The sequence below is a fragment of the bacterium genome, from assembly GCA_021372515.1.
Taxonomy (GTDB): Bacteria; Gemmatimonadota; Glassbacteria; order GWA2-58-10; family GWA2-58-10; genus JAJFUG01.
In genome coordinates, this window is the sequence record JAJFUG010000155.1 from 12,238 (window position 1) to 38,090 (window position 25,853).

The window sequence follows — 25,853 nt, forward strand, 5'->3', positions numbered from 1 at the left end:
GGCGATCTGCGTTCGCCGGTTCAGCCAACAATCCGTCCTATCCGGCCGAAACGCGGCAGCCAGCGCCGGCTGTCCCACGAGAAATACAGGATGATCGGACGGCCCTTGATCAGACTGCGGTCCACAAACCCCCAGTAACGGCTGTCCAAGGAGGCGTCGCGGTTGTCCCCAAGACAAAAATATTTGCCCTCCGGGACCCAGAGCGGACCGAAATTGTCACGCGTCGGCTCGTAGTTGCCCTGCAACTGCTGCCGCGCCGAATCCACCATGTACTCGTACTGCCAGTCGAACTTGTTCGGGTCGAACGCCCGGTCCTCACGCCTGAGAATGTTGGGATCCGTATGCTGGGTGAAGGGCTCATCCTGCGGCACCCCGTTTACATACAGCACCTTGTCCCGCATCTCCACGGTGTCTCCGCCCACTGCCACGCAGCGCTTGACGAAATCGAGCGAACGGTCCTGCGGGTATTCGAAGACGACTATGTCACCCCGTTTCGGGTTCTCAACCGCCGGCAGACGGAAATACGGGAGCGATACATCTACGAACGGCAGCTTGCGCGGCGTGGTCGCCCCGTAGACCATTTTGTTGACTAAAAGAAAATCCCCCACCAAAAGCGTATTTTCCATCGATCCGGTGGGGATTTTAAAGGCCTGCACGAGGAAGGCCCTGATTATCAGAAAGAGCAAAAAAGCCAGACCGAGCGACTTGCCCCATTCTTTTACGAACTCATTTTTCATGTCGCCGTTCGGTCTTCCTACCGGATATTCAACTTGTTAAAAATGATAAAGTTACACAATTGCTCAAGCTTTACTCGACTGAATCCGGTGAACCTCTAATTATAACCAGATTTAGCAAAAAATGTCAATGATAATCCGCTTTTCGACGAAGCCCGCCCAACCTCCTCAGCAACCCTTGCCCTGCTCCACCATCCGGCGCAGGGCCCGGGCGAATTCGAGCCGCGCAACCCGCCGGGACGGCACCTTGAGACTGCTGCCGCTGCGCGGATCACGCACCGCATGGGCCGGCTGCTCGCGGGTGATGAAAGCCCCGAACCCGCGCAGGCGCACCTGCCCGCCACCGGCCAGGGTGTCGCCCACCACGCTCAGCACCTCCTCGAGGACCTTTTTCACCGTGTCGCGCCCCAGACCGCTACGCTCGGCCACCCGTTCCACCAGGTCGGCCCGGGTCAGGCTGGGCGAGGGGGTGAGCTGCCGCTGACGGTAGAACTCCGCCAGCTCGGTTTCGAGCTCCTGGCGGGGCAGCTTGGCCGTGGCCACCAGCAACTGGCCGATCCGGATACGGCAGACCTCATCCTTCGCCCGCAGATGTTCCTCCTGCGCGCGGGTCAGGATACCCAGCTCCACGGCGCACTCGGCGAATGTCAAGCCCGTGCGGTCCACCTGCTCCAGGATACTTCCCACGTCTCTGTATGTGATGATGTCGTTGGCCAGGGCCACCGCGCCCAGACTGTCCTTGAGGATGTCCTGCAGCATCAGCGCCTCCTCGATGTCCTCCTGACTTACGAGTCCGCGCCGGATCAGATATTGGCCGAACAACTCCTTTGCCATTTTTTTCCCTGCCTTTGACTGGATTATGTTCCGCGTTTTTCGGGTTTTCTGCAATTATCACCCGAAGACTTTACCACGGCCGGCACCCGGATGTCAAGCCGTGGAGGGTAAATTTGCAGACCACGCCGCATTCCCTTATTATATAGTGTCGCAAAACGAAAATACAGAGCCGGTTCCGAGGGTCGGGGCCGGAGTTTACCTATTTTAAGACAGGAGTGTTGGACAGATGGTTACAGAAAAAATCACCCGCCTCCGTCAGGCCATCGTGGGCAGCGGTGCGGCCGGGCTCACCGCGGCGATCTACTCGGCGCGGGCGGGCCTGGAGCCGCTGGTGTTCGAGGGCGACCTGCCCGGCGGACAGCTCACCACCACCACCGAGGTGGAAAACTTTCCCGGGTTCGAGAACGGCATCCAGGGCCCCGAGCTGATGGACACGCTCAAGCGCCAGGCGGCCCGGTTCGGGGCGACTTTCGCCCCGCGCGGGATCGAAAGCGTGGACTTTTCGGCTGACAGACTGCTCCTCAAGTCCGATCAGGACTCCTGGCAGGCCGAGAGTGTGATTATCGCCACCGGGGCCAGCCCGCGGCTTCTGGGCCTGCCCTCCGAGCGCAGGTTCATGGGCCGCGGGGTGAGCACCTGCGCCACCTGTGACGCCTTTTTCTACCGCGGCAAGCGGGTGGCCGTGGTGGGCGGAGGGGACTCGGCCATGGAGGAGGTCTCGTTCATCGCGCGTTTCGCCTCCGAGGTGGCCCTGATCCACCGCCGTAGCGAGTTCCGCGCCTCGAAGATCATGATCGAGCGGGTGCGCTCCAACCCCAAGATCGAAATCATCCGGGACAGCGTGGTGGAGGAGGTGCTGGGCGATGACGCGCGCGGGGTGTACGCGGTGCGGCTGAAGAACGTGAAGAGCGGACAGACGAGCGAGCGGGAGCTGGACGGGATTTTCATGGCGATCGGGCACACGCCCAACTCGCAGCCCTTTGCGGGGCAGGTGGAAATGGACGCCGAGGGATATATTCTCACGTTCGACGGCACAATGACCAGTGTGCCGGGGGTGTTCGCGGCCGGGGACGTGGTGGACCACCGTTACCGCCAGGCGATCACCGCGGCCGGGATGGGCTGCCGGGCCAGCCTGGACGCCGAAAAATGGCTGGCCGCCAGGGAATGAGGGCCGCCCTGTGCGGCCCTATTCGATCAAATCGCACCTCACAACATGCTCTTCGTCAAAGTGTATTCCACCGCTTGTTTGACGGAATACTACATTGAGTATCCCTTTGTTTTTAAGCATCGCGGCATAAGTTTCTGAATTAGAACCGTATTTACACGTATCGCCATATACCCCCGTCGAATAAAAGCCATCCTCGGTTGAAAACGGGAACAGCCTCAGGTACATCTTTCCTCCGCATCCGATTGGAGAGGCCATCATCAGCGTAGTGTCACCCGCGTCGAGCTGTTCGAAGCTTGGCGCGTTTTCTACGTACCATAAAGAGCCGTTTTTGAGCATCAGATCGTACTCTTTGATCGTAATGGAGTCAGGGACGCTTTGCCAGATCGTATCTTCAGGATTGATGAAGTAATAATCCGCTTGCAGTGAGAACGCGGTCCTGATTTTATAGAAAATTTCTTTTTCAGATTCTTTTACATGCGTGTCGATCACTTCCAGGTTTAACATGCCGTCTTTTCGGAAACATCTCGCCAGGCCGTACGAGTCTTCCCAGTAGGAAACTTGCAAGTATTTATAATAATACGAGTACTGCGCCTTATATCCCTTCTGCAATGGGAAATAAACCAGCTCGCTTTCGGCCAGGCTTTCCGGCCCGAAAGGAAGCGAGTCCTCCGAGCAGGCAATCGACAGGATAATCATAAGCAAAACGCCGCAGGCTGCAATTCGCATCTCCCACCCTTTGCTGAATTGTTCAGACGGGGATTTCATTTTCTTTGCCAACGATTATCTGCATTTTACACGCCAAAATACACTTTTCCCCTATCTGATAAATTATAACAATTTATGAATACAAAACCGCTTTTTGAGCACCGGCGTGTGTTCCTCAACGGGTAACACCTCCGCCGGAAATTGTCAGCCGGGATGTGCACTCCCCCGCCGCAGAGCGCAATCCGGCTTTTTCATCATCACGGCGGATATGAGCAAAAAATGTCAAGCTTCGGCGCGCGGGGGGCTTTACATTGGAGCAGGATGACCGAGGACACCCTGAAAGACTATCGGGAGAGAATGACCCGGGTCCTGGTTCATATCGACAAGCATCTGGATGAACCTGTCTCTCTCGATGAGCTGGCGCGTATCGCCTGTTTCAGCAGCTTCCATTTCCACCGCGTGTTCTGCGGCATGGTGGGGGAAACTGTCAAGGCCTACATACGCCGTCTGAGGCTGGAGCGGGCCGCCAGCCTGCTGATCTACGGCGCTCTGCCGGTAACGCGGATCGCATTCCAGGCCGGCTACGAGACTGTCGAGTCATTCTCCCGAGCTTTCTGCGCTCAGTTCGGCGAGCCGCCGAGCCGCTATCGCAGCCGTCGCCGTCCGAGCCATGAAAGCGCCGGGAACGAACACGATTACGCTTTTCTCTACTCAGGAGAAAAATCTAAAATGGAAGTCACGCTGAAAAAAATGCCCCGCCGCAAAGTGGCGTTCGTGCGCAACACCGGACCCTACGCCCAGTGCGGGGTGGCCTGGGACAGGCTCTGCGCCTGGGCCGGCCCGCGGGGGCTGCTCGGCCCGGGCGCCTCTTTCATCGGAATCTGCCACGATGACCCGGAGGTGACCGCACCGGAGAATATCCGCTATGACGCCAGTATCACGGTCGGGGAGGACATCGAGGGAGAGGGTGGGATCGGGACGCAGTACATACCGGAGGGAGAGTACGCGGTGGTGCTGCACCGCGGGCCGTTCGAAAACCTGCACCAGACCTATGCCGAGCTGATGGGGCGCTGGATGCCCGAGCACGGGCGCGAGATGAAACCACAGGCCTCGCTGGAAGTGTACCTCAACCCTCCGGACAGCACCCCGCCGGAGGAACTCCTCACCGAGGTCCAGGTGGCGCTGCTGCCCCGTTGAGAACCCGCAGATAAATAAAATGCCCGGCGCAGACAGGTGTCGTAAGTTGCCTGCGCCGGGCTTTCCTGTCTCTACTTGCGCCAGTCCAGCAGCGAGTAGATCGTGGGCAGCAGCACCAGGGTGAGCAGCGTGGCCACGCTGAGGCCGCCGATCACCACTATCGCCATCGGGGCGCGCACCTCGCTGCCCTCGCCCAGGCCGATCGCCATGGGCAGAAGGCCCAGCACAGTTGTGCCGGTGGTCATCAGGATCGGCCGAAGGCGCGCCTGGCCCGCCTCGATCAGGGCATCGAACTTGTTCATCCCCTTCTCGCGCCGCAGCACGTTCACGTAGTCCACCAGCACGATGGCGTTGTTGACCACAATCCCGCACAGCATCACCACCCCGATCAGCGCCACCACGCTGATCACGCCGCTGGTCAGGTAGAGCGACCAGATCACCCCCACCAGGCCGAACGGCACGGTGAAGAGGATCACAAAGGGGTGCAGGAGAGATTCGAACTGGCTCGCCATCACCAGGTAGACCAGGAAAATGGCCAGGCTCACGGCGAAAATCATGCTGTTGAGCGAGCGGGTCATCTCGAGGCCCTGGCCGCCGAAGGCGATGCTGATCTCGGGCGGCACGGCGATATCGGCCAGCTTTTTCTGGATCTCGCCGGTGACCTTGCCCAGGTCGGCCCCGGCCAGCCCGGCCGAGATCACCACCACGCGCTCCTGGTCCACTCGCCGTATCTCGCTCGGCCCCTGCTCGACCACCAGGTCGGCTACGGCCTCCAGCGGGATCGGCTGTCCGCCAACCGTGGCCACGGTGAGCTGGCGGATGTCGGAGATGCGGTTGCGGTCCTGCTCATCCACCCGCACCCGGATATCAACCTTACGTCCCATGCGGTGCAGCTCGGTGGGGACATCGCCCAACACCTTGCCGCGCAGCACCTGCGAGATCTGGTTCAGGGTCAGGCCCATGGCGGCCAGACGGTCGCGGCGGAACAGCACCTGGATTTCGGGGTTGCCCCCCTCCATCGAGCTCTTGATGTCGGTCAGGCCGGGCACCTCACGCATGCGCGCCACCACCTCGTCGCTCATGCGGCCCAGGGTCTTGAGGTTGTAGCCGCGGATATCCAGCTCCACCGGGGTGCTGTAGTTGTAGAGCACGGGCCGGCCGAACTTGACCGCCGCCCCGGGGATCATCTCGTAGCGCGCGCGCAGGCGCTCGATCAAGGCCTCCTCGTGCTCCCGGTCCACACCCGGCTTGAGCAGCAGGGTCATCTGGCCGATGTCCTCGCGCTCGTCTTTCAGGCTGCCGCCGGTCATCGAGCTTACCCCGGCCGTGACATAGACCAGGCGCATCTCCGGCTGGTCCGAGGCCACGCGCTGCATCTCGTCCATCACGGCCTTGGTCCGCTCCACCGGAGTGCCCACCGGCATCTTGAGGCCCACCAGCACCTCACCCTGGCTCATCTCGGGGATCAGCTCCATGCCCAGGCGCGGGTAGATCAGCATCGAGGAACCCAAAGTCACCGCGGCGACCAGCAGGGTGACCAGACGGTGGGTCAGCACCCAGCGGATCAGCCGACCATAGCCCGGCTCGAGCTTGCCGTACAGGAAACTGTGCGTCCTGAGCAGCGGCTTGATGAAAAAGCCCAGCACCAGGCCCAGACCCAGACCCAGGTACTTGATCCCGGTAAGAAGGCTGAACGGCAGCCAGTAGAACACCGCCTTGAGCGCGGTCAGGCTCAGCCCGGACAACCGCCGCAGCCAGGCCGGGCCGCCGTGGTATCCGCCCCACTGCCCGGCCGAGGGGCTCAACGGATGGGTCTCGCTCACGGGCTGGCCGGTCAGGCCCTCGCTGCCGAAGCTCTGGCCGCCGCGGAACCCGCTGCTCATCATCGGGATCAGGGTCAGGGCCACCAGGAGCGAGGCCAGAAGGCTGTAGGTCACGGTGAGCGACTGGTCGGCGAAAAGCTGGCCCGCCACGCCACTGATGAAAATTATCGGCAGGAACACGCAGACCGTGGTCATGGTCGAGGCGATGACCGGCATGCCCACCAGGGCGGCCCCTTTGCGCGCCGCATCGACCCGGCTCAGGCCGTCCTTCCGGTAGCGGTCTATCGACTCCAGCACCACGATGGAGTTATCCACCAGCATGCCCACGCCCAGGGCCAGACCGCCCAGGGACATAATGTTTAGAGAGACGTTGGAGATGTACATGAAGAAAAAAGTCGCCACCACGCTGATCGGGATGGAAAGCGAGATGATGAGCGTGGGGAAAACCTGCTGCAGGAACAGGTAGAGAATCACAATCGCCAGGCCACCGCCGATCACCGCGCTGGTGAGCACCTCGTGGATCGACTGGTCGATGAAGCGGCTCTGGTCGGTGATCGTCTCCAGCTTCATCGAGCCGTCCGCCCCGTACTCGTTCTGGATCTCTTTAAGGCGCTGCTGGACCCGGCGGGCCACCAGCACGGTGTTGGCGTCCGCCTCCTTGTACACGGCCAGCTCGATGTTCTCGGCCCCGCCCAGGGCGGTGATTATGCGGCGGTCCTTGAAGCCGCGCTCCACCCGGCCGACATCGGACAGGCGGATCAGGGCGTTGTCGCGCCGCTCGATGATGATGTCCTCGATCTCCTCCGGCTGCTGGTACTGGTTGATCGTGCGCACCAGATAGTCCGCCTCGCCGTCGGTGAGCGTGCCCCCGGTGAGGTTGATGTTCTCAGCCCCCACGCGCCGGGCCACGTCCTCGATGGACATGCCCAGGGCCGAAATCTTGTTCTCGCTCAAGAGGACATGGATTTCCTCCTCGTAGCCGCCGGAGACCTCAATCGAGGCCACACCGTCCGTGGTCTCGAGCTTGGGCTTCAGCCGCTCCTCGGCCAGGGTGCGGTAGTACATCAGGTCGCGCTTGCCGGTCAGGCCCACGCGCATGATCGGCTCGAGCGAGGGGTCGTAGCGCAGCAGGATCGGCTTTTTGATGTCCTGGGGCAGTTGCACGCGGTCCAGTTTCTCGCGCACGTCCAGCGAGGCAAAATCCATCTGCGTGCCCCACTCGAACTCGATAGTGACCTCGCTCATGCCGGAGCGCGAGCGGCTGGAGACCCGCATCACCTTGTTCACCACGCTGACCGCCTCCTCCACCGGGCGGGTGACCAGGTTCTCCACCTCCTCGGGGGCGGCGCCCTCATACTCGGTCTGAACCGTGAGGGTGGGATAGGAGATGTCGGGCAGGAGGTTGATCGGCAAACGCTGGTAGGCGACCGCTCCGAACAGCACCAGGGTGACCATCAGCATGGTGACAGTCACGGGCCGCCGGATGGACATGTCTATGAGTTTCATCTTCTCGCCGGGCTCGGGGTTCCAGGGGGCTTATCTTCTCGATTGGCAAAAGATACCGTTTCGGGGGCGGCGGCGCAAGCGAGGACGCCCCTTCCGGTATAAGACAACCTCGGGCGCAAAAGGTTACAGCGGGATGGGGGTGAGGGGGGAAAAGGCAGGACGCCTATAAATGACCGGACGCCAGGGGGGGCCGCGACAAACGCCTGTGAGAATTTACTCTATCAACTCAAGTCTTATCTCGGATTCGTCGTAATTCGACTGGGAGTCTATTATACTTCTGTCTTCTATGAGTGTGATCCCTTTATTTTTTTCGGTATAACAACAACCGGAAGGATAATCACAATACCCACAAATATTTGAATTATCTACGCTTATGTCCCCTTGATAGCGATATATAGCACTGCCGAACACCCCAGCAGGAAAAAGTAACAAGTGCATTTCTCCCCCGCTTGCCACTGGGGAAGCCATCATCAGGGTGGTGTCCCCCTCCTCCAGGCGCTCGAAGCTCGGGGCGTTGGTCACGTACCAGAGAGAACCGTTTGTCTGCATAATATAGTGTTCAGTTGTTGTGGTTGTATCTGTCCGGCTGATCCAGGTAGTGTCTGATGGACTCTTATAGGAATAGGTTGCTTTTATGACAAATACGGTCCTTATTTTATAGAAAACCTCCTTCTCGGATTCTTTGGTATAAGTGTCAATCACTTCCAGATGAAACTCCCCATCTTTCCGCCAGTTATTTTCATATCTCCCTCCGGTGATAATTTCATATCCGAGTTTTTCGGAGAAGTAATAATTATAATCGACTTTATAACCTTTCCGCAGCGGGAAGAAAGCCAGATCTTTTTTAGCCAGGCTTTCCGGCCCGAAAGGCACGGAGTCGTCCGAGCAAGCGGCCGCAGCCAGGGCCGCCACAGCCAGGCACAACAGCGGGAGTTTAGTCTTCAGCGGCATATCAGCTCTTCCGGCTGCAGGCGATCAGCCCTGGCATTCATTCAGAAACCACACCGGGGTGGTGAGGGGCGGTTCCGTCTCGGTGGGCAAATTGTCCTCACCGCAACCGGCGGCCAAGGCGGCCAGCAGCACTGCGGCCAGGATTTTTATCGCACCATTCGTTTGCTGCCCCCGTGGTTAATTCCGTACAACACGAAAGCCAACAGAGGAACCGAAATACTCCGATCCAAGATATCCGATCCGAGATGCTGAACGTGAGAAGAAATCGTTGCTCCCAAAACTGCTTCCACGTATTACCCGCCCTTCGGTGGTCTTATTGGTGGCAGGCCCGGCCGGGTCATTGCGCGGGCTGACACTGTAATACTCGCTGGCATACAGGTCCCGGCACCATTCTGAGACATTCCCCACCAGGTCGTAAAGCTTGAACGGATTGGGGGCGTAACCGCCTATATCTACAGGATGCCAGTATGGTGTTACATTGCCTTTTCCCACGGAGAAAGTGCCGTCATCCGTGCCCCACTCGTACTGCTTGCCCGCCCGGCTGGCGTACTCCCACTGCGCCTCGGTCGGCAGGTCCAGACCATAAAACCCGGCAAAGGCTTTCGCCCCGCTCCAGTTCACATACACAACCGGCCAGTGCTCCTTGCCGGCCCGGACAATGAACGCAGTCCCAGTGTACCGGACCCAGCAACTGTCTTCTGGCCCCCCGGAGTAATCATACCCGGCGAGATGGATGTAGTCGCATCCCGCGTAGTCACCGGTGACCCCTTTGACATAACCACTGACCACGTTAATTTCCCCGGCGGCCAGGGCCTCGTTCAGGAAAGCAGCGTACTGGGCGTTGGTGATCTCGTAGGCGCTCATCTCGAATGGGCTTAAAGTGACAGCGTGTATCGGCAACTCGTCGCTGTTGCCAGTGGTGTCACCCATCTGGAAACTGCCGCCCGGCAGGGAGACCAGGGTTATGCCGTGGTACACCGTTGTGGTCAGGGGCGGTTCCGTCTCGGGCGGTTCCGTCTCGGTGGGCAGGCTGTCGTGGCCGCAGGCGGCAGCCAAGACGATGAGGAGCGGAATCAATATTTTGAGAAAAGTTTTCATTTTTATACCTCCCGATTTCTGTTAAACTATGGCAAATATGATACCATGATTTTTTTATTTTCTACCTTACTTAATATCAACACTTTACAAAGGAGTGATTTGGAAAATACCCTGAATCCGGTGTTACCGTTCAAGATATATCTCCTGGACACTGCCGTTCCACAAGTAACCATTCGTTGGCATTACACCTCCAACTTATTTAATTGGAGCGGGGAAAATCGTCCGTGACAATCCCCGCTCCAGTTAAAAGCGGATTAATTCTTGCTCTTCTGCATAGAGTCGGTCTCAACAGCCTGGTAATGGGCTGACAAGGCATCGAGCGTACTGCCAAGCCCGCTGAAGGAAGTCAAGTACCAGGCGCCCTCTATCTTCCTGAAATTCAGATGTGTTTTTCTGAACCGCGACTTGAAAGCTTTATCAGCGTCCGACATGGCATTCACCTTCTCTGGCGGTAATTCGGCAAGAACATTGGAATCGCCGGGCAGGGAATAACAACCTATCTTGATATCAAGCTGCGCCGCTTCCCCATCCTCGGAAAACTGCAAATCTTTTTCCTGATCGATGAAGTCAAAGGTGTTGGTCATATCTGGATAAGGCTTATTCATCTGGGTCCTGGAAGAAAACGCCTTGAAAAACCGGTCGAGCGTAGCTTTGAAAGATTCCAGCTCGGCCCCGGCATCAGCTTTCATGTCCTGAGGATCGGGGTGATAATACATGCAAACGAGATAGGGGTCTTGTCGCTGTAAACCCATTACCATAGCCAGAATTATTTCCTGGATCTGGGTTATGTCGCGTTCCGAGGAGCCACTTCCCCTGACTGTCAGAAGGGCGTCATCGCCCATGACTGCAAACGGCATTGCAAGGCAGAATATGAATACAGCGATAGCGATCCTGAATGCGCGCATGGTATCCTCCTGTCGCTATGACTCGGGATGAATGAGATTACTTTACTATTGCCATCTTGCGAGTGACAGCGTAGTTTCCGGCTCTCAGCCGATAGAAATAAACGCCGGATGCCGCTCTTCGGCCGTCGGATTTAGTCCCGTTCCAGGCCACTGAATAGGTACCCGGACCTTTCGCCTCGTTGTCGATCAGAGTCGCCACCCTCTGGCCACGGACATTGAAGACCTCCAAGCTGACATTAATGGATGACACGCCGGAAGGAATTGAATAGCTGATGGTTGTGGACGGATTGAACGGGTTTGGCGCATTCTGCGTTAGGGAAAATGCCCTGGGCAAAGAGGCCGCTTCCTCTTCTTCACCGGCTGAAGCCAGGATGGTGCTGTCCCGGCAGATGGTGAAGCTGTTGGCCTTGACACTGTCCGCGCCGCTACCGTAATTGGCGATGAAACCTATGTTATAAGTTGCAGGACCTTGTGGATAGGCAACCGTGACCACGGTCGAGGCGCTGCCGGAAGTGACGTTGGTGTAGGAATCATAAAATGCTGATGGCGCTTTTACACCATTTCTGTAAAGATAGCCCTGGACTCGCGCCGCTTTGGAGCAATTGAAAGAAGCCGCGGCGGTAGCGGTGTTACGTGTGCCTGTTACCTGGGAACCGGTAAGGGTTATCTCAACCGTGGCTGCGGATTCATCAATGACTGAAGTGGAATCGACGATCATACTGCTACTACCGCTTGTTGTGTAAATCAAGAGTTGCGAATCGAAATCTCCATCTCCATTATACATAGTCGCTTCGCCGAGATAGCTTCCGTCAATGTAAAAATCGGCATAGTATTTCGATCTTTCTATCTTCAGTTCATGCTTTGTTGCTGGATTGATTCTGCCGAATGCAGTGTACTTAGTCACGACAGGAGGATTATCATCTACTTTAGCCCTCGTATAAGCGGTGTCGTTTTTGACAAAAAGATAAACACTCCGCGAGGGACTACCTCCACTTCCAGAAAATATCCCTAATTCCTGAGTTGCGTTCGCATCTCCATTTCGCTTTATAACTGCTCTCGTGGTGGAACTTCCAAAATGAGGTTTGCTTTGGATACTGGCGCTGGATGAAATTGTTATTATACTATCTGCCCCACTGGCGGTTATAGTACCGCTTGTATTCCACCAAGCCGTATCAACGTAAGCTTCGCTGAATTTATCAATTACTGGCAAGTAATTTTTATTCAGCCATTTGGATAAAGCGGTAAAACATTGAGAGGCATCCTTGTTGAAAAAGAAATACTGGTTGACAGAACTGTTCCAAATTCGAACGCTTCCGTCTAAATAGTCCCCTGGAAAAACTGATAGAAATTGTGCATTGGTTAAATAGTTCGTCGCGTCCTGAAGGCTTTCATAGAATGACGAGCTTGATTGATTAACACTGAGAGTATCTCCCCACCATGTCACCCTTGCGGCGAGCTTTCGCCCATTGCGGCTGATGCTGTCACCAACTGCGTTCGACCCTATTAAATCACCTTGAAGATTATCATAATTAACTATCATGACTATATAATTTACATTCATAAGCATATGATACAAATCTATTCTAAATTGGGCGGTATTAGTCGGATCAGTCGTATAGAATTGATTGCGTCCCCAGCCCCATTCCACAGCTGTTTTTGATGTGGTTGAATCTCTCATCCTTTGCTTTGCCAACAATGAAATTGAATCCATAACCGAAAAGAACAATCTATAACCAGCAACAGAATCATACTGAACATATTTTGAAAAATCGTGATTCAACTTACCGTCTTTCCACTGAAATTGCAATTCTTCGCAGATTTGATGATAAATTGAATCGCAACCGTACCAACCGCGGAATAAGGAGTCCGTGGTGGCAATGGATTTGGCTATTACCTCCATAGCCTTTGTCTTCTTGCTTGCACTTGGAATATTCGACATACAACTGTCCACAAGAAGACAATAGGTATAATTAGTGTTATAGGAAAGAAGCATCTTCTTATTCATTCTATGCCTAAATCGATCGCTCACTGGAGGGAAGTAATTTTTATTATTTCCCATCCAGGTTTTATAATCGTTTAAAGCAGCAGTGACATATTGATCATACAATAATATACCTGCTGAATTCAGCTGAGACTCGTGATTCCTTAAGAAACCATCAAAATAAACCATTGGTGCACCACTCCAAAAACCGTAATATTGCATTCGTTCGTAAACATTACTGTCTCTGGAGCCTATCGTTCTGTCAATTGAGGGTGCACGGAATGATAAAAAGTTAGACTTAAGAAGATTATTCTGTGAGAATGCGGCTGAAAAGCTGCATAATATTAGAAAGACGAATGCAGTAATTATCTTGGACTGAGTCATCATGTCATCCCCTGTAAAGAGTTGTTTGTCAATGAAATTGACTTATCACCTCTGCTCCATGCCAACCTCCTTTCGGCAAAGAGGTTGACAATCCCTGGGGGACATGGCTATACTTAAATTGCAATCCCCCAGGGGATTGTCAGTATGGCCCATGCCGGGAATGTCTTGGCGGACTGGAACGGCATGGGCTTTTTATTATCATTCAACGCAACGGTACGCTATATTTCTCCCTTTCAATTCTAAATTTCACTCCTTCGTTTTGTCAAGGTTTTCCCGCTATTTTTTATGCTTTCAATTTTATTTCTCTATTCACACTACGACATTCATAAATAACATTCTATTCATTCATTACAAACAAAAAGGCCGCCCCGGAGTTTCCCGTGAGCGGCCTTTGAGTGCGTTTAGATATAAAGCCTATGCCTCAGTCCTCCTCGTAGCGGCGCTTGAGGCTGTCCACCACCGAGGGGTCGGCCAGGGTGGAGGTGTCGCCCAGCACGCGGCCCATGGCGATGTCCTTGAGCAGACGGCGCATGATCTTGCCGCTGCGGGTCTTGGGCAGCTCGGCCGAGAAAATGATCTTGTCGGGCCGGGCGATTGCGCCGATCTTGCGCACCACGTGGTCCTTGAGCCGGTTCTGCAGTCCGGCGTCCGGCTGCACGCTCTCGCGCAGGGTGACAAAGGCGGCGATGGCCTGACCTTTCAGCTCGTGATCTATCCCCACCGCGGCGCACTCGACCACGTCCGGGTGGTCCACGAACGCGCTCTCGACCTCCATGGTGCTCACGCGGTGGCCAGCCACGTTCATCACGTCATCCACCCGCCCCAGGACCCAGAAATAACCGTCCGCGTCCCGCTTGGCCCCGTCCCCGGTGAAATACAACCCCGGCCACTTGGACCAGTACTGCGCCTTGTACCGCTCCGGGTCACCGTAGATGCCGCGCAGCATCGAGGGCCAGGGACGGGTGAGGGCGAGCAGTCCACCGCCCTCCTCGATCCGTTCGCCCTTTTCGGTCAGGATCGCGGCCTCGACCCCGGGCAGGGGCAGGGTGGCCGAGCCGGGCTTGGTCCGGGTGATGCCCGGCAGCGGGGCGATCATGATCGAGCCGGTCTCGGTCTGCCACCAGGTGTCGACTATCGGGCAGCGCTCGCGGCCGATATTGCGGTGGTACCACATCCAGGCCTCGGGGTTGATCGGCTCGCCCACCGAGCCCAGAAGGCGCAACGTGGACAGGTCGTGACGGGCGGGCTCGGCCTCGCCCCAGCGCATGAAAGCCCGGATCGCGGTGGGCGCGGTGTAGAACACGGTCACGCCGTAGTCCTCGATGATCTGCCAGAAACGGTCGCGGTCGGGCCAGTCCGGGGCGCCCTCGTACATCACGATAGTCGCTCCGTTGGACAGGGGGCCGTAGACCAGGTAGCTGTGCCCGGTGACCCAGCCCACATCCGCCGTGCACCAGAACACGTCCTCGGGCTTCAGGTCGAAGACCCACTTCGTGGTGGCGTAGGTGCCGACCATGTAGCCGCCGGTGGTGTGCATGATCCCCTTGGGCTTGCCGGTGGTGCCGGAGGTGTAGAGGATGTAGAGCAGGTCCTCCGAGTCCATGCGCTCGGGCTCGCAGAACCCCTCGGCCTCCTGCATCAGACGGTGGTACCAGTGGTCGCGGCCCTCCTTGACCCGCAGGGGGAACTTATCGCGCTGGACAATTATCACGTGCTCGATGGAGGGTGTATCCATCAGGGCGTAATCGGCGTCATGCTTGAGCGGGATGATCGAGCCGCGGCGGTAGCCGCCGTCTGCCGTGATCAGCACCTTGGCCTTGGCGTCGTTGATCCGGTCGCGCAACGCCTCGGGGCTGAACCCGGCGAACACCACCGAGTGCACGGCCCCGATCCGGGCGCAGGCCAACAGCGAGATCACCATCTCGGGGATCATCGGAAGGTAGACCGCCACCCGGTCGCCCTTTTTCACTCCCAGTTTCTTGAGCACGGAGGCGAACTTGTTCACCTGACGGTAGAGGTCCCAGTAGGTGAGGGTGCGCTTTTCGCCCGGCTCGCCCTCCCAGATCAGGGCCGCCTTGTTGCGCAGGCCGCCGCGCACGTGACGGTCGACGCAGTTGAAGGAGACATTGGTCTGGCCGCCCACGAACCAGCGGGCATCGGGCGGCTGCCAGTCCAGGACTTTCTCCCACTTGCGGTACCAGTGGAGCTGACGGGCGAACTCCTCCCAGAACGCTTCCGGGTCGCGGCGGGCGCGCTCGTAGACCGACGGGTCGTTGACATTGGCCTGGGCCGCGAAAGCCGCCGGCGGGTCGAACACCCGCCCCTCCTCGAGCAGTACATCGATAGTCTTGGCGGATTCCTCCGCCGTGGAGCCGGTGTTCGCTGTCATCGACAGACCTCCCGTGGCCAACGGATTGAGCGAGCGTTAAGACATGCACAAAATAATTGATATGTTAATATTGTAGGAGTAATAAACACTCCAAGTCAAGCGTTGGCAAAGAGAAAATGGGCCGATCCGTAATTTGATTGATTGTCTTTCTCATTGCAAGGCGAGTCTTGCCGCGCACACAAATCCGGCGTCCGAATCTGCCCGTCACTGCACGATCTCAGCCAGTAAAACGCTCAACGCTTTTGGGATAAAAAACGGGTTGGTCCTGCCCTGAAAGCAGTTAACGCGCTGTAAAACCCGGGCACGCATGTTGCTATCATCCTGTCCGGACCGAGACATATCACCGAACGGATCAACCCGTCCGGGCCTGGTGGCCTGGAGTATCTATTTATATTGTCGGACAATTCGCTTTCACCAAGAGCTCAGCGGCCGGGAAATGTTGACTAAAGCGTTGATTTTGGAACAGGCCAAAAAGCGCGGCCTCGCCTTTCTGCAGGGGGAGCAGGAGCTTGAGTATTTCGGCGAGGTGTTCGCCCGGGTCCGCGAATACGACTTCGAGGGCCTGATGGAGGTCGCGCGGTCGCACCCGGAGGAGCTCAAGCCGGTGCTCAAGCGCCTGGAGGAATGGGGCGCCCGGAGTTTCGAGGCGGAGGATCCGGTTAAAAGCTACAAGTTTTACCTGCTGCGCAAGCTGTTCGCTCCGGACAGCTTGCGTGAGGGCCTGCCAGATCTGTCTGGCGGCGTTGCGCTGGAGGACTGCCAGCTGATGGAGCTTTTCCTTCTTTTCGCCACCCGTCCTTTCGGGGTCAAGGAGAACAACAAGGTCCGGGCGCGGGTCCAGGAATGGGAATTGACCCGGCTGCGCGACTGGGCCTGGAACGCCGGCCTGACTGTCATGCTGAACGAGCGCTACCGCGAGCTGAAAAACATCAAGAGCAAAGACCTCCCGATCCCCGAGATCCTGGAGAAAGTGAAACTGCCCAAGCTTCTGGATGAAAACCAGATTCTGGACAACTACGTTTTCGACAACATTCGACGCTCCAAGTCGGTCACCGGGATGAAAACGGACACTTTCCTGGAAAAGAAAATGCGCCAGGAGGCCATGGAGCTGCGCGACCGTCTGTACACCACGCTCAACAGCCCGACCATAGATTACAACTACTTGAAAAAGAACATGCTCGACCTGCACATGGAGCGTGAGGCCGAGACCATCGAGCGCAGCGGCTTCACCGCTTTCAACAACTGGCTGGATGCGAACTGGATCGAGGGCGCGCGCGAGCTGGCCGCGCAGAACACTCTCGAATTCTTTGTCCCCACCGAGAAAGACCCGGGCCTGGCGGTCATGAAAATCAACCACTCCCTGCTCAACATGTGCCGCACCCGGCCGGGCGGGGCCAAAGTCCTGCAACGCGAGGCCCTGTTCGGTTGCAGCGGCCTTCCCAGCGAGGCGGCCTGCTATCTGCTGCGCGAGAACTATCTTGTGCTGCGGGTCCTGCAGGAGGAAACGGTCGAGCACATACTGGTGGTCCAGTTGCTTTCGAACCGGGAACGCGAAAAATATCTCACGGCCTGCCTGTCGGCCTTTTTCTCGAGCGAGGACCCGAAAATCGCCGCGGCCCTTCTGGTCGAGCGCTACCTGAACTCCCTGGCCGGCTGGCTCCGCCTGCGCAAAGCCATGCGTAACGCGGCGATAGCTTTCCCGGTCATTTTAGTGACCGCGGCCATGCTGGCCTGGATTTACAACAATACCATGGGCGGGGTGAGCGAGGGTCTGATGCTGGGGATGCTGCTGGGGATGCTGGGTGAGATTATCGCCGCCCGCAACGGCTACGCGCAGAAAGTACGTCCCGAAAGCCATGAAAAGATCCCGGTCTACACCTCGCTGACCCATGCGGTGCAGAAACTGTCCGCGGATGAAATCCCGGGCGTAGCCGCGATCTGACAGAATCCCCCACCGCAGGGCAGCCATGTCCGCCCGCCCTGCGGGTCTCCTCCGTCTGCAACAATCTCACTGCGCTGCGGGTGGCTCCCCCGTTGAAGCGCCGCTGCGTCTGCGCCGGCAGAAAAAGCCGTCCAGGCTGCAGCGCCCCGGTCCGATGAAAATCAGGCTGAAAAACACCACCAGCAGCTCGATCGCGTGCGAGGCCACCTGGAACCCGTCCCCGCCAGCCAGATGGAATGTCGAGGCCACGATCATCTGGAACACCAGCACCGCCGCGGCGATACGGAACGCCAGGCCGAGAGCCAGGAACAGCCCCCCGAAAAACTCGGCGCAGGCGGCGGCGAACCCCCAGTACACCGGCAGGAAAGTGATCCCCAGGTTGCCCATCGCCTGCCCCAGGTGGCCCCATAGTTCGGCGCCACCCATGAGCTTGGGCCAGCCGTGCAACATCATCGATATCCCGATACCCAGGCGCAGGATCAACAGACCCGTGTCGTAACGCCAGCCGCAGACTGCTGTTTCGGATTGTGACATATCCCCTCCGGGAAATAGGTTACCGCAAGCGCCGCTTCCCGAAAGCTCTCCCTCGGGGAAGACAGCATCCAGAGGCATATTCTCATCGAACCGCTTTATTATTATCTTTCCTGGAAATCCGATTGTAAAGACATGGCTGGCCGGATAAGGAAATATTTCCGGCTGTCTCCGGTCCCTTCCGTGCGGAACCGGGCAGCGGGCATTGTCCTGGCATGCTAAGTGCATCCCGGGGGGCAGGAGACAGACCGGCCGCAGCGGCCGGACAGGTGATCACTTCCAACGGCTTGCGAATCAATGGCTTCTGAGATCATCACACCCGAACGTCGCGGGCTGTGGGAGAAATTTGCCCCACACCTGCCGCTCGCGGCAATCGTTGCCGCGGCGCTGGCTTTCCGGGTCGCCTACATTCTGTCCATCCGGGGCAACCCCCTGTTCGGGCCCTCCCTGCCCGGCTACGACATGACCGTGTTCCATGACTGGGCCGTGCGGATCGCCGGGGGGCAGCTCACCGATCACAAGGCGTTCTACCAGGCCCCCCTCTATCCCTACCTTCTGGCCCTGGTCTACAAAGCCTGCGGCCCCAGCCCGCTGGCCGTGGCCCTGTTCCAGGCGCTCGCGGGCAGCCTGTCCGTGGCGCTGGTCTACGACCTGGGGCGGCGGCTTTTCGGCCGGAGCGCCGGGCTCTGGGCCGCGGCCCTGATGGCGCTGACCCCGATTTTCCCGTACTACGAGGGTTTCCTTCTGCGGGCCACGCTCGTGACCCTGCTGAACCTGCTGTTCCTGCGCGCGCTGCTGGCGTTCAACCCGGAGCGCCCGCTACGCTCATCCAGCCTGGCCGGGTTCTGGCTGGGCCTCGGCGCCCTGGCCCGCTCGAACGCCCTGGTCCTGCTGCCGCTGGCGGCGTTCTGGGTCTGGTGGCGCAGTGGCAGAGCCTCCGGCAGGAACCGCCTGGCCCCGGCCGTGCTCATGTGCGCGGTCACTCTCCTGACTGTCTGCCCGGCCACGCTGCACAACCGCATTGCCGGGGGGAGCTGGACCCTGGTCGAGTCCGGGTTCGCCGCCAACTGGCGCATCGGCAACAGCCTCGACTCCCGCGGCGGCTACTGCGAACCGGAGCTGGGCCTGGCTCCGCCGTTTTCGGCTGCGTTCCTGCGCCTGGAGGCGAAAAAGCTGGTCAAGCTCGCCTCAGACTACGAAGAGCCGAACAACATGAATTTCTACCATTTCAGCCGCTACAGCCGCTGGCTGCACGTGCCCGTTCTGTCCTGGGGCTTTTTCCTGGCTTTCGGCCTGGCCGGGGTGTGGCTCACCCGCCGCCGCTGGCGGGAGCTGTTGCCGCTCTACGGCTATGCGCTGCTGTACGGGGCTGCGCTGGTGGCCTTTTTCGTGACCAGCCGTTTCCGCCTGCCGCTCTGGCCGGTGACAATCCTGTTCACCGGCGCGGCGCTGGATGGATTTGTCCGCTCTCTTCGTGAGCGGCGTTGGGCCCTGGCTGCGGCTGTAATCCTTCCAACCGCCCTGGCCGCGGGCCTTTTCAAGGCTCTGCCGGACAAGACCATCCAGGCCCAGTATTTCCAGAACGCGGCCCTGGCCGGCGAGAAAGCCGGGCGCAAGGATTTCGAGCTGAAAGAGCTCCAGGACTGGGCCCGTCTGTATCCCGCCGACCCCAATCCGCTGCCCGCACTGGCCCAGCTTCTGTTCGACGCCGGGGACAAGCGCGCCGCCCTGGCCGCCACCGAGCGCCTGACCGAGCTTCAGCCGGGTTTCGCCCGCGGCTGGTACGGGGCCGGGCGGCTGGCCTACGAGCTAAAAGACAAGACCACAGCGGCCCGGTATTTCAGGCGCTGGCTGGAGCTGGAGCCCGAGGCCCCGGAAGCGCCCGGGGTGCGAGGGTTCCTGGCCCGGATCGACAGCAGCGCCGCACCTGTCGGCGACCCGGGGAGGACGCCTTGAGACCGAACGCCCTGAGATACGTGCTCGCGGCCGCCGCGGCTTTCCTCTTCGCCGCGGGAGCACAGGCCGCGCCCCTGCCCGGACGGCCCAATATCGTGCTGATCACGGTGGACAGTTTCCGCCCCGACCGCCTGGGCTGCTATGGCTACAAGCGGGCGCACACCCCGGTGATCGACTCGCTGGCCGCGCACGGGGTGACATTCGAGCGGGCCTACTCCAGCGCCTCCTGGACCAACCCCTCGCTGGTCAGTATGCTCACCGGCCTCTACCCCTCGGTGCACGGGGTGGAGCGCCGCGGACTGAGCGTGCCGGAGCAGCTTGTCACCACCCTGGAGCGCCTGCGCGCGGCGGGCTACCTGGTCCCCGAGATCAACTACCTGTTCCCCATGCCCAACTACACCCACCTGGGGTTCACCCCTTACGACTGCCGCGACCTGGCCCAGTTCCTGGCCTTGGAGCAGGACACCACATTCTTCGCCTGGTACCACTACCATGGGCCGCACCTGCCCTACAGCCCGCCGGACAAGTACCTGCGCCGCTACCTTCCCGGCCTTAAAAAGGGCGACCGCGCGGTGGAGGCGGTGCGGGCCAATGTGCTGATGCGCCGGGGCGAGTACCGTTTCAGCGACCGCGACCGCGAGATAATCCACGGCCTGTACGACGGCGAGGTGGCGGCCCAGGACGAGGAGCTGGCGGCGGTGTTCCGCGCCCTGGACAGCCTGGGCCTGCGGAAAAACACGATCGTGATAGTCTCGGCAGACCACGGCGAGGAGCAGTTCGACCACGGCTGGATCGGGCACGCCTCGACCAGCCTGGACGGCACCCTGTACGAGGAGCTGATCCGTATCCCGCTCATCGTTAGCTGGCCCGGGCATATCCCGCAGGGCACGCGGGTGAGCGCGCCGGTGCAGGGGGTGGACCTGATGCCGACCCTGTTCGAGCTCGCGGGCCTGGCCCCGGCCATGCCGCAGCAGGGGGTCTCGTTCCTCAGCCTGTTGAAAGGCGGGACCACCCCCACCCGGACAGCCGTGTTCTGCGAATGCAGTGTCTGCGGCTACCAGTGCCCGGACTCGACCCAGCCGGACTGGCTGCGCGCGGTGCTGAGCGACAACTGGAAACTGATCCAGCGCACCTCGCCCGGCGCGGCCCCGCGTTACGAGTTGTTCGACCTGCGCGCCGACCCGGGCGAGCACAAGGACTTGGCCGGCGCGCAGCCGGAGGAATTACTTCGCCTGCAGGGCCTTTTGAGCGCGCACATCCTGGAAAGCGCCCGTCTGCGCGAGTCGGTCCTGGCCACCCCGGACAGCGCGGGCGATTCCGGCGTCGACCCGTTCATCGGCCAGGCCGCGCCGGTGGTGGCGTTCCCGGCCGAGGGGCAGGTCGTAAACTGGGACCTGCACCAGGGCGCGGTGCCTGTGCGCTGGAGCGGCCCCGCGGCGGCGGACTACGTGCTCGAATACAAGGTCGGCCTGGGCAAGTACCACCTGGAGGGCAGTTTCCCGGTGCGCGGCGCGGGCCAGACTTTCGGCCCCTTCAACCGTCTGTTCTGGCGCGCCTTTCCGCTGTACAACCCCTGGACTTTCCGGGTGGCGCCCAAGGGGCGCCCGGAGCTGGCCGGGCCCTGGCGGACTTTCAGTTTCGAATGAGCGGGGGCGGCATGTGAGCCTGAGGATTCCCCTTACAGGCCGGGGCTGAGGAAGGAGCACGGCCTGCCGTGCCCGATTCATAAGATTAAATCCCCCTCAATCCCCCTTTTTCAAAGGGGGAGGCGGGACGGCCACCGCTAAACCCTGGGCTATATCCTCGGGAGTCCCTTCCCACAGCGGCCGCAGACCGCCGCAGTTGTCTTCAGGGGCCGCGCATGTCTGAGCCTGCAGCATTGGCAGCGCGTAAAGGCGTGGGAAAAGGCCCGGCCCGGCAATAACTCAGCGGTCCGGCGGCGATTGCGCTGCAGCGCCGCCCTGAACACGGGAGCGGAATCATCACTCCGTAGACACTTAAGGTTGAAATGGCGTCGCGGTTGGGACGAGTTCGCGGCCCCGAATGGCTTCTGGTTCTCTTGGCCGTAACCCAGAGAACAAAAATGTTTGTTGGGGCACGGCGTACGCGAAAAACAAGATTTCCCCGGACAGTTCTGTTATTTAGCGGAAAATGGTTATATATTGCAGCCGGGCGCTTTCGGGCGGCCCGGGATAGGCTGGTGCGCACCATCTGGGGAGACAGACGGATGACCGATAGGCTCAACGTGCTGCTGCTGGTCGACTCCCTGCCCAACCCGGCGGACCCGGACTCGTTTTTCTGGCAGAAAAACAGCTTCGTCTTCAATGCGATGAAACGTCTGGCGGTCCGGCACAACCTGCTGCACCCGCTGTTCGTGCCGTTCTGCAGCCGCGCGGTGGCCGGCCTCTACAGTCTGCTCGGCCTGACCCTGCATTTCCCGGCGCCGCGCCGGGGCGAGGTCGATTCGATCCGGGTGCGCACGCTGCGCTACCCGTTTGTCCCGCGCCTGTACCCGAGCTTAAAGAGCCTGGCCCTGCGCCGCGCGCTGCGGCCCCGGGAATTCGACCTGGTCCACTGCCACAGTGTCTACGACCTGGGCCTGACCGGCTTGGCGCTAAAAAGAAAGTACGGCCTTCCGCTGGTGGTCACTGTCTACGGCACGGATGTGAACTGGCTGTTCGAAAGCGCCGAACGCCGCGCGAATGAGCGTATCGCCGCGGCCACCGTGAGGGTGTTGCGCGGGGCGGACGCCGTGATCTGCGTGAGCCGCGACCTGGCCGCCCGGGTGGAATCCCTGGGCGTGCCGCAGGAACGGATTCACTGGATCCCCAACGGCTATGACAGCGCACTATTCCATCCCGGCAACCGCGCCGCGGAGCGGCAGGCCCTGGGCTGGGAGCAGGACAGCACAGTGCTGCTCTACGTGGGCAACATTTTCGAGACCAAGGGGATCGGCGACCTGGTGGAGGCCCTGGGCATTCTGAAGAGCTCGGGCGCTCTGCCGGAGGGTTTCCGCTGCGTGGCCGCGGGACGGCCCACCGCCTACGGCGACTCGCTCAAGGCGCGGCTCGGCAGCCTGGGCCTGGCGGATAAAGTCGAGTTCTGCGGCCTGGTGCCGCCCGAGCGGGTGGCCGCCATGCTGCGCGCCTGCGACCTTTTCTGCCTGCCGAGCTGGCGCGAGGGTTGGCCTTGTGTAGTAACCGAGGCCCTGGCCTGCGGCGCCCCGGTCGTGGGGACCGACATCGGCGGGATAAACGAGCTGCTGCACGACAGCCGTCTGGGCCGCCTCTGCCCGCTTCGCGACCCGCGGGCCCTGGCTGCGGCGCTCAAGGCGGCCCTGGCTCAGACCTGGGACAGAGATTATATCAGCCGGTCGGCGGCCGCCTGCGAGTACGGCCCGGTCGCCGGACGGATCGAGACGGTCTATCGCCGCGTGCTGGGGCACTCCCCGGCGCACGGGCGCATTCACGAACAGGAGAGTGCAGTCGATGCAGAGGCTTAAGGTTGTGGCGGTGGTGGGCGCACGGCCCAATTTCATGAAAATAGCCCCTCTGCTCTGGGCCGCCGGGCGCCGTCCCGACAGCTTCGAGTTCCGTCTGGTCCATACCGGCCAGCACTATGACAAAAACATGAACGAGGTGTTCTTCCAGGAGTTGGGTATCCGCGAGCCGGACATCCACCTGGGGGTGGGAAGCGGCAGCCACGCCGAGCAGACCGCCCGGATCATGGTCGCCCTGGAAAAGGTGCTGGTCGAGGACCCGGCCGACCTGGTGCTGGTTGTGGGGGATGTCAACTCCACCCTGGCCGCGGCCCTGGTGGCCTCCAAGCTGCACGTGCCCACGGCCCACGTGGAGGCCGGGCTGCGCAGCCGTGACCGCCGCATGCCCGAGGAAATCAACCGCATGGTCACCGACTGCCTGAGCGAGGTCCTGTTCACCACCAGCCGTCTGGCCGACCGCAACCTTCTGGCCGAGGGCGTGCCGCCGGAGCGTATCTGCCTGGTGGGCAACATCATGATCGACACCCTGATCCATTTCCTGGACCGGGCCGAGGGCCGCGACACCCCGGAACGCCTGGGCCTGAAGCGCGGCGGCTACGCCCTGGTCACCCTGCACCGTCCGGGCAACGTGGATGACGCGGCCAAGCTGGGCGGGATCATCGACACGCTCTGCCGCATCTCCCGCGAGCTGCCCGTGGTGTTCCCGGTACACCCGCGCACCCGTGGCACCCTGGCCGCGTTCGGCCTGTTCGAGCGCCTGGAGCGCGAGCCGGGCGTGACCCTGGCCGAGCCGCAGGGCTACCTGGATTTCCTCAGCCTGATGCGCTCATCCCGGCTGGTGATCTCGGATTCGGGCGGCATCCAGGAGGAGACCACTTACCTTAAAATCCCCTGCCTGACCCTGCGCGAGAACACCGAGCGGCCCGAGACCGTGGAATTCGGCACCAACCTTCTGATCGGGCACGATGGCGACAGGCTGTACGAGCAGGCGCGGCGGATACTGGACGGCGGCTGGAAAGCCGGCGGCGAGCTGGAGTTCTGGGACGGCCGCGTGGCCGAGAGAATCCTGGACGAGCTGGAGCGCCGCCGCGACCGTTTGACCGCGCCGCCCGCCGAGCGGTTGGTGGATACCGGGGCCAGACTGTAGAAACCGGCGGCGCGCAAGCGCGCCCTCAACTTTCAGGAGCGGACCAATGAGCCAGGCGGACAGTCAGGGCAAGCCCTATTTCGCCCATGAGAGCGCCTATGTCGATGACGGGGCGGTGATCGGCGCGGGCACGAAAATCTGGCATTTCTGCCACGTGATGCCGGGGGCCCGGATCGGCGAGAAGTGCAACCTGGGCCAGAACGTGGTGGTGCACTCCACCGCGGTGGTGGGCAACGGGGTGCGCATCCAGAACAACGTCTCGGTCTACGACCGGGTGATCCTGGAGGACTACGTTTTCTGCGGCCCGAGCATGGTGTTCACCAACGTGATCAACCCGCGCAGCCACACCCCGCGCAAGGATGAGTACATGACCACCCGGGTGCGCGAGGGGGCGACTATCGGAGCCAACGCTACGGTGGTCTGCGGCAACACGGTGGGCCGTCACGCCTTTGTCGGGGCGGCCTCGCTGGTCACTCGGGACGTGCCGGACTTTGCGCTGGTGTTCGGGGTGCCGGCCCGGCTCCAGGGCTGGATGTGTGTCTGCGGCGTACGTCTGCCCCTGGGCCTGGGAAAGGATGAGAGCGAGACCTGCGCCTGCAGCGCCTGCGGGCGGGCCTACTCACGCCAGGGACTCACGGTGCGGGCGGACGGGGAAAACGTCGGCAAATATTGACTCCCCGGCAAACTCCGCCCCTCTGCGGCCGTCAGGCCGCCGTGTTTGTCTTTGGGGGCCGCGCATGTCTGAGCCTGCAGCACGGGCAGCGTGCAGCGGAGCGTGAAACGTAAGTGGTCGAAAACGTCCCGTGGTGTGGCGGCGATTCGCGGCAGCGCCGCCCCGCAACAAGGCAGCGGAATCGCTGCTTCGGGCACACCATAGCCGGAAGTGGCGACGAAGTTTGGACGAGTTCGCCGCCTGGCTTTGCTGCTTTCGCCGAAACGAAAGCAGGAATAATTTTCCGGGCCATGCATATCACCTGAAAGCTCAGCATGGTACAAAACTCCGCCGACCGGTGGAAAAGGCGACTGATGCCCAGAGTGCTCTACCTGATCGCGCTGGAGAACGTGCTCGATAACGCGATCTTCGAAAACCAGGTCCGCCGGAT

18 protein-coding genes are annotated in these 25,853 nt (G+C 60.2%); 8 read left to right on the forward strand and 10 right to left on the reverse strand.

Translation table 11 applies throughout. The features are described 5' to 3' along the window. Window positions 1–20 precede the first annotated feature (20 nt). Both lepB and LLH00_14550 read right to left on the reverse strand, forming a co-directional pair. Window positions 21–737 (reverse strand): signal peptidase I, encoded by a 717-nt coding sequence (lepB, locus tag LLH00_14545; GenBank protein MCE5272495.1) that lies wholly within the window; start codon window positions 735–737, stop codon window positions 21–23. Between the two features lie 165 nt (window positions 738–902). After that, window positions 903–1,568: an HU family DNA-binding protein gene (locus LLH00_14550; GenBank protein MCE5272496.1), complete on the reverse strand. Its 666-nt coding sequence runs from the start codon at window positions 1,566–1,568 to the stop codon at window positions 903–905. 226 nt (window positions 1,569–1,794) lie between these two features. Between LLH00_14550 and trxB the strand changes: the two genes are divergently transcribed. Continuing rightward, window positions 1,795–2,736: a thioredoxin-disulfide reductase gene (trxB, locus tag LLH00_14555; protein ID MCE5272497.1), complete on the forward strand. Its 942-nt coding sequence runs from the start codon at window positions 1,795–1,797 to the stop codon at window positions 2,734–2,736. An 18-nt stretch (window positions 2,737–2,754) separates the two neighbouring features. Here the strand turns inward: trxB and LLH00_14560 are convergent, their stop codons facing one another. Further along, on the reverse strand, window positions 2,755–3,513 hold the full coding sequence (locus LLH00_14560; GenBank protein ID MCE5272498.1) for a hypothetical protein: 759 nt from the start codon (window positions 3,511–3,513) through the stop codon (window positions 2,755–2,757). Between the two features lie 249 nt (window positions 3,514–3,762). Between LLH00_14560 and LLH00_14565 the strand changes: the two genes are divergently transcribed. Beyond that, window positions 3,763–4,638: an AraC family transcriptional regulator gene (locus LLH00_14565; protein ID MCE5272499.1), complete on the forward strand. Its 876-nt coding sequence runs from the start codon at window positions 3,763–3,765 to the stop codon at window positions 4,636–4,638. A gap of 71 nt (window positions 4,639–4,709) precedes the next feature. On the opposite strand, the gene LLH00_14570 is transcribed toward LLH00_14565, so the two are convergent. From LLH00_14570 to acs, 6 genes are all read right to left on the reverse strand, one after another. Beyond that, window positions 4,710–7,967 (reverse strand): efflux RND transporter permease subunit, encoded by a 3,258-nt coding sequence (locus tag LLH00_14570; GenBank protein MCE5272500.1) that lies wholly within the window; start codon window positions 7,965–7,967, stop codon window positions 4,710–4,712. Between the two features lie 213 nt (window positions 7,968–8,180). Then, complete coding sequence (locus LLH00_14575) at window positions 8,181–8,918, reverse strand: hypothetical protein (GenBank protein ID MCE5272501.1); 738 nt, start codon at window positions 8,916–8,918, stop codon at window positions 8,181–8,183. Between the two features lie 177 nt (window positions 8,919–9,095). Next, window positions 9,096–10,016, reverse strand: coding sequence for a formylglycine-generating enzyme family protein (locus LLH00_14580; GenBank protein ID MCE5272502.1), 921 nt, complete (start codon window positions 10,014–10,016; stop codon window positions 9,096–9,098). Between the two features lie 254 nt (window positions 10,017–10,270). Beyond that, window positions 10,271–10,921: a hypothetical protein gene (locus tag LLH00_14585; GenBank protein MCE5272503.1), complete on the reverse strand. Its 651-nt coding sequence runs from the start codon at window positions 10,919–10,921 to the stop codon at window positions 10,271–10,273. Between the two features lie 37 nt (window positions 10,922–10,958). Further along, on the reverse strand, window positions 10,959–13,286 hold the full coding sequence (locus LLH00_14590; GenBank protein ID MCE5272504.1) for a T9SS type A sorting domain-containing protein: 2,328 nt from the start codon (window positions 13,284–13,286) through the stop codon (window positions 10,959–10,961). 421 nt (window positions 13,287–13,707) lie between these two features. Then, window positions 13,708–15,675 (reverse strand): acetate--CoA ligase, encoded by a 1,968-nt coding sequence (gene acs, locus LLH00_14595; protein ID MCE5272505.1) that lies wholly within the window; start codon window positions 15,673–15,675, stop codon window positions 13,708–13,710. Between the two features lie 457 nt (window positions 15,676–16,132). Between acs and LLH00_14600 the strand changes: the two genes are divergently transcribed. After that, on the forward strand, window positions 16,133–17,617 hold the full coding sequence (locus LLH00_14600; protein MCE5272506.1) for a hypothetical protein: 1,485 nt from the start codon (window positions 16,133–16,135) through the stop codon (window positions 17,615–17,617). A 66-nt stretch (window positions 17,618–17,683) separates the two neighbouring features. Here the strand turns inward: LLH00_14600 and LLH00_14605 are convergent, their stop codons facing one another. After that, window positions 17,684–18,151 (reverse strand): DoxX family protein, encoded by a 468-nt coding sequence (locus LLH00_14605; GenBank protein MCE5272507.1) that lies wholly within the window; start codon window positions 18,149–18,151, stop codon window positions 17,684–17,686. 294 nt (window positions 18,152–18,445) lie between these two features. Here LLH00_14605 and LLH00_14610 point away from each other — a divergent pair, with 294 nt between their 5' ends. The 5 genes from LLH00_14610 to LLH00_14630 all read left to right on the forward strand — a co-directional run bounded on the left by LLH00_14610 (window position 18,446) and on the right by LLH00_14630 (window position 25,423). Further along, window positions 18,446–20,104, forward strand: coding sequence for a glycosyltransferase family 39 protein (locus tag LLH00_14610; protein MCE5272508.1), 1,659 nt, complete (start codon window positions 18,446–18,448; stop codon window positions 20,102–20,104). Continuing rightward, the gene (locus LLH00_14615; protein MCE5272509.1) at window positions 20,101–21,750 is read left to right on the forward strand and encodes a sulfatase-like hydrolase/transferase; all 1,650 of its coding nucleotides are present in this window, start codon (window positions 20,101–20,103) and stop codon (window positions 21,748–21,750) included. The genes LLH00_14610 and LLH00_14615 overlap by 4 nt, the downstream gene beginning before the upstream one ends. A gap of 581 nt (window positions 21,751–22,331) precedes the next feature. Continuing rightward, a complete protein-coding gene (locus tag LLH00_14620; GenBank protein MCE5272510.1) occupies window positions 22,332–23,606 on the forward strand; it encodes a glycosyltransferase in 1,275 nt (424 codons plus the stop codon). Beyond that, window positions 23,593–24,750 (forward strand): UDP-N-acetylglucosamine 2-epimerase (non-hydrolyzing), encoded by a 1,158-nt coding sequence (gene wecB / locus LLH00_14625; GenBank protein MCE5272511.1) that lies wholly within the window; start codon window positions 23,593–23,595, stop codon window positions 24,748–24,750. Before LLH00_14620 ends, wecB begins: the two co-directional genes overlap by 14 nt. 46 nt (window positions 24,751–24,796) lie before the next feature. After that, window positions 24,797–25,423, forward strand: a complete 627-nt coding sequence (locus LLH00_14630) for an N-acetyltransferase (GenBank protein ID MCE5272512.1) — start codon at window positions 24,797–24,799, stop codon at window positions 25,421–25,423. Window positions 25,424–25,853 lie beyond the last annotated feature (430 nt).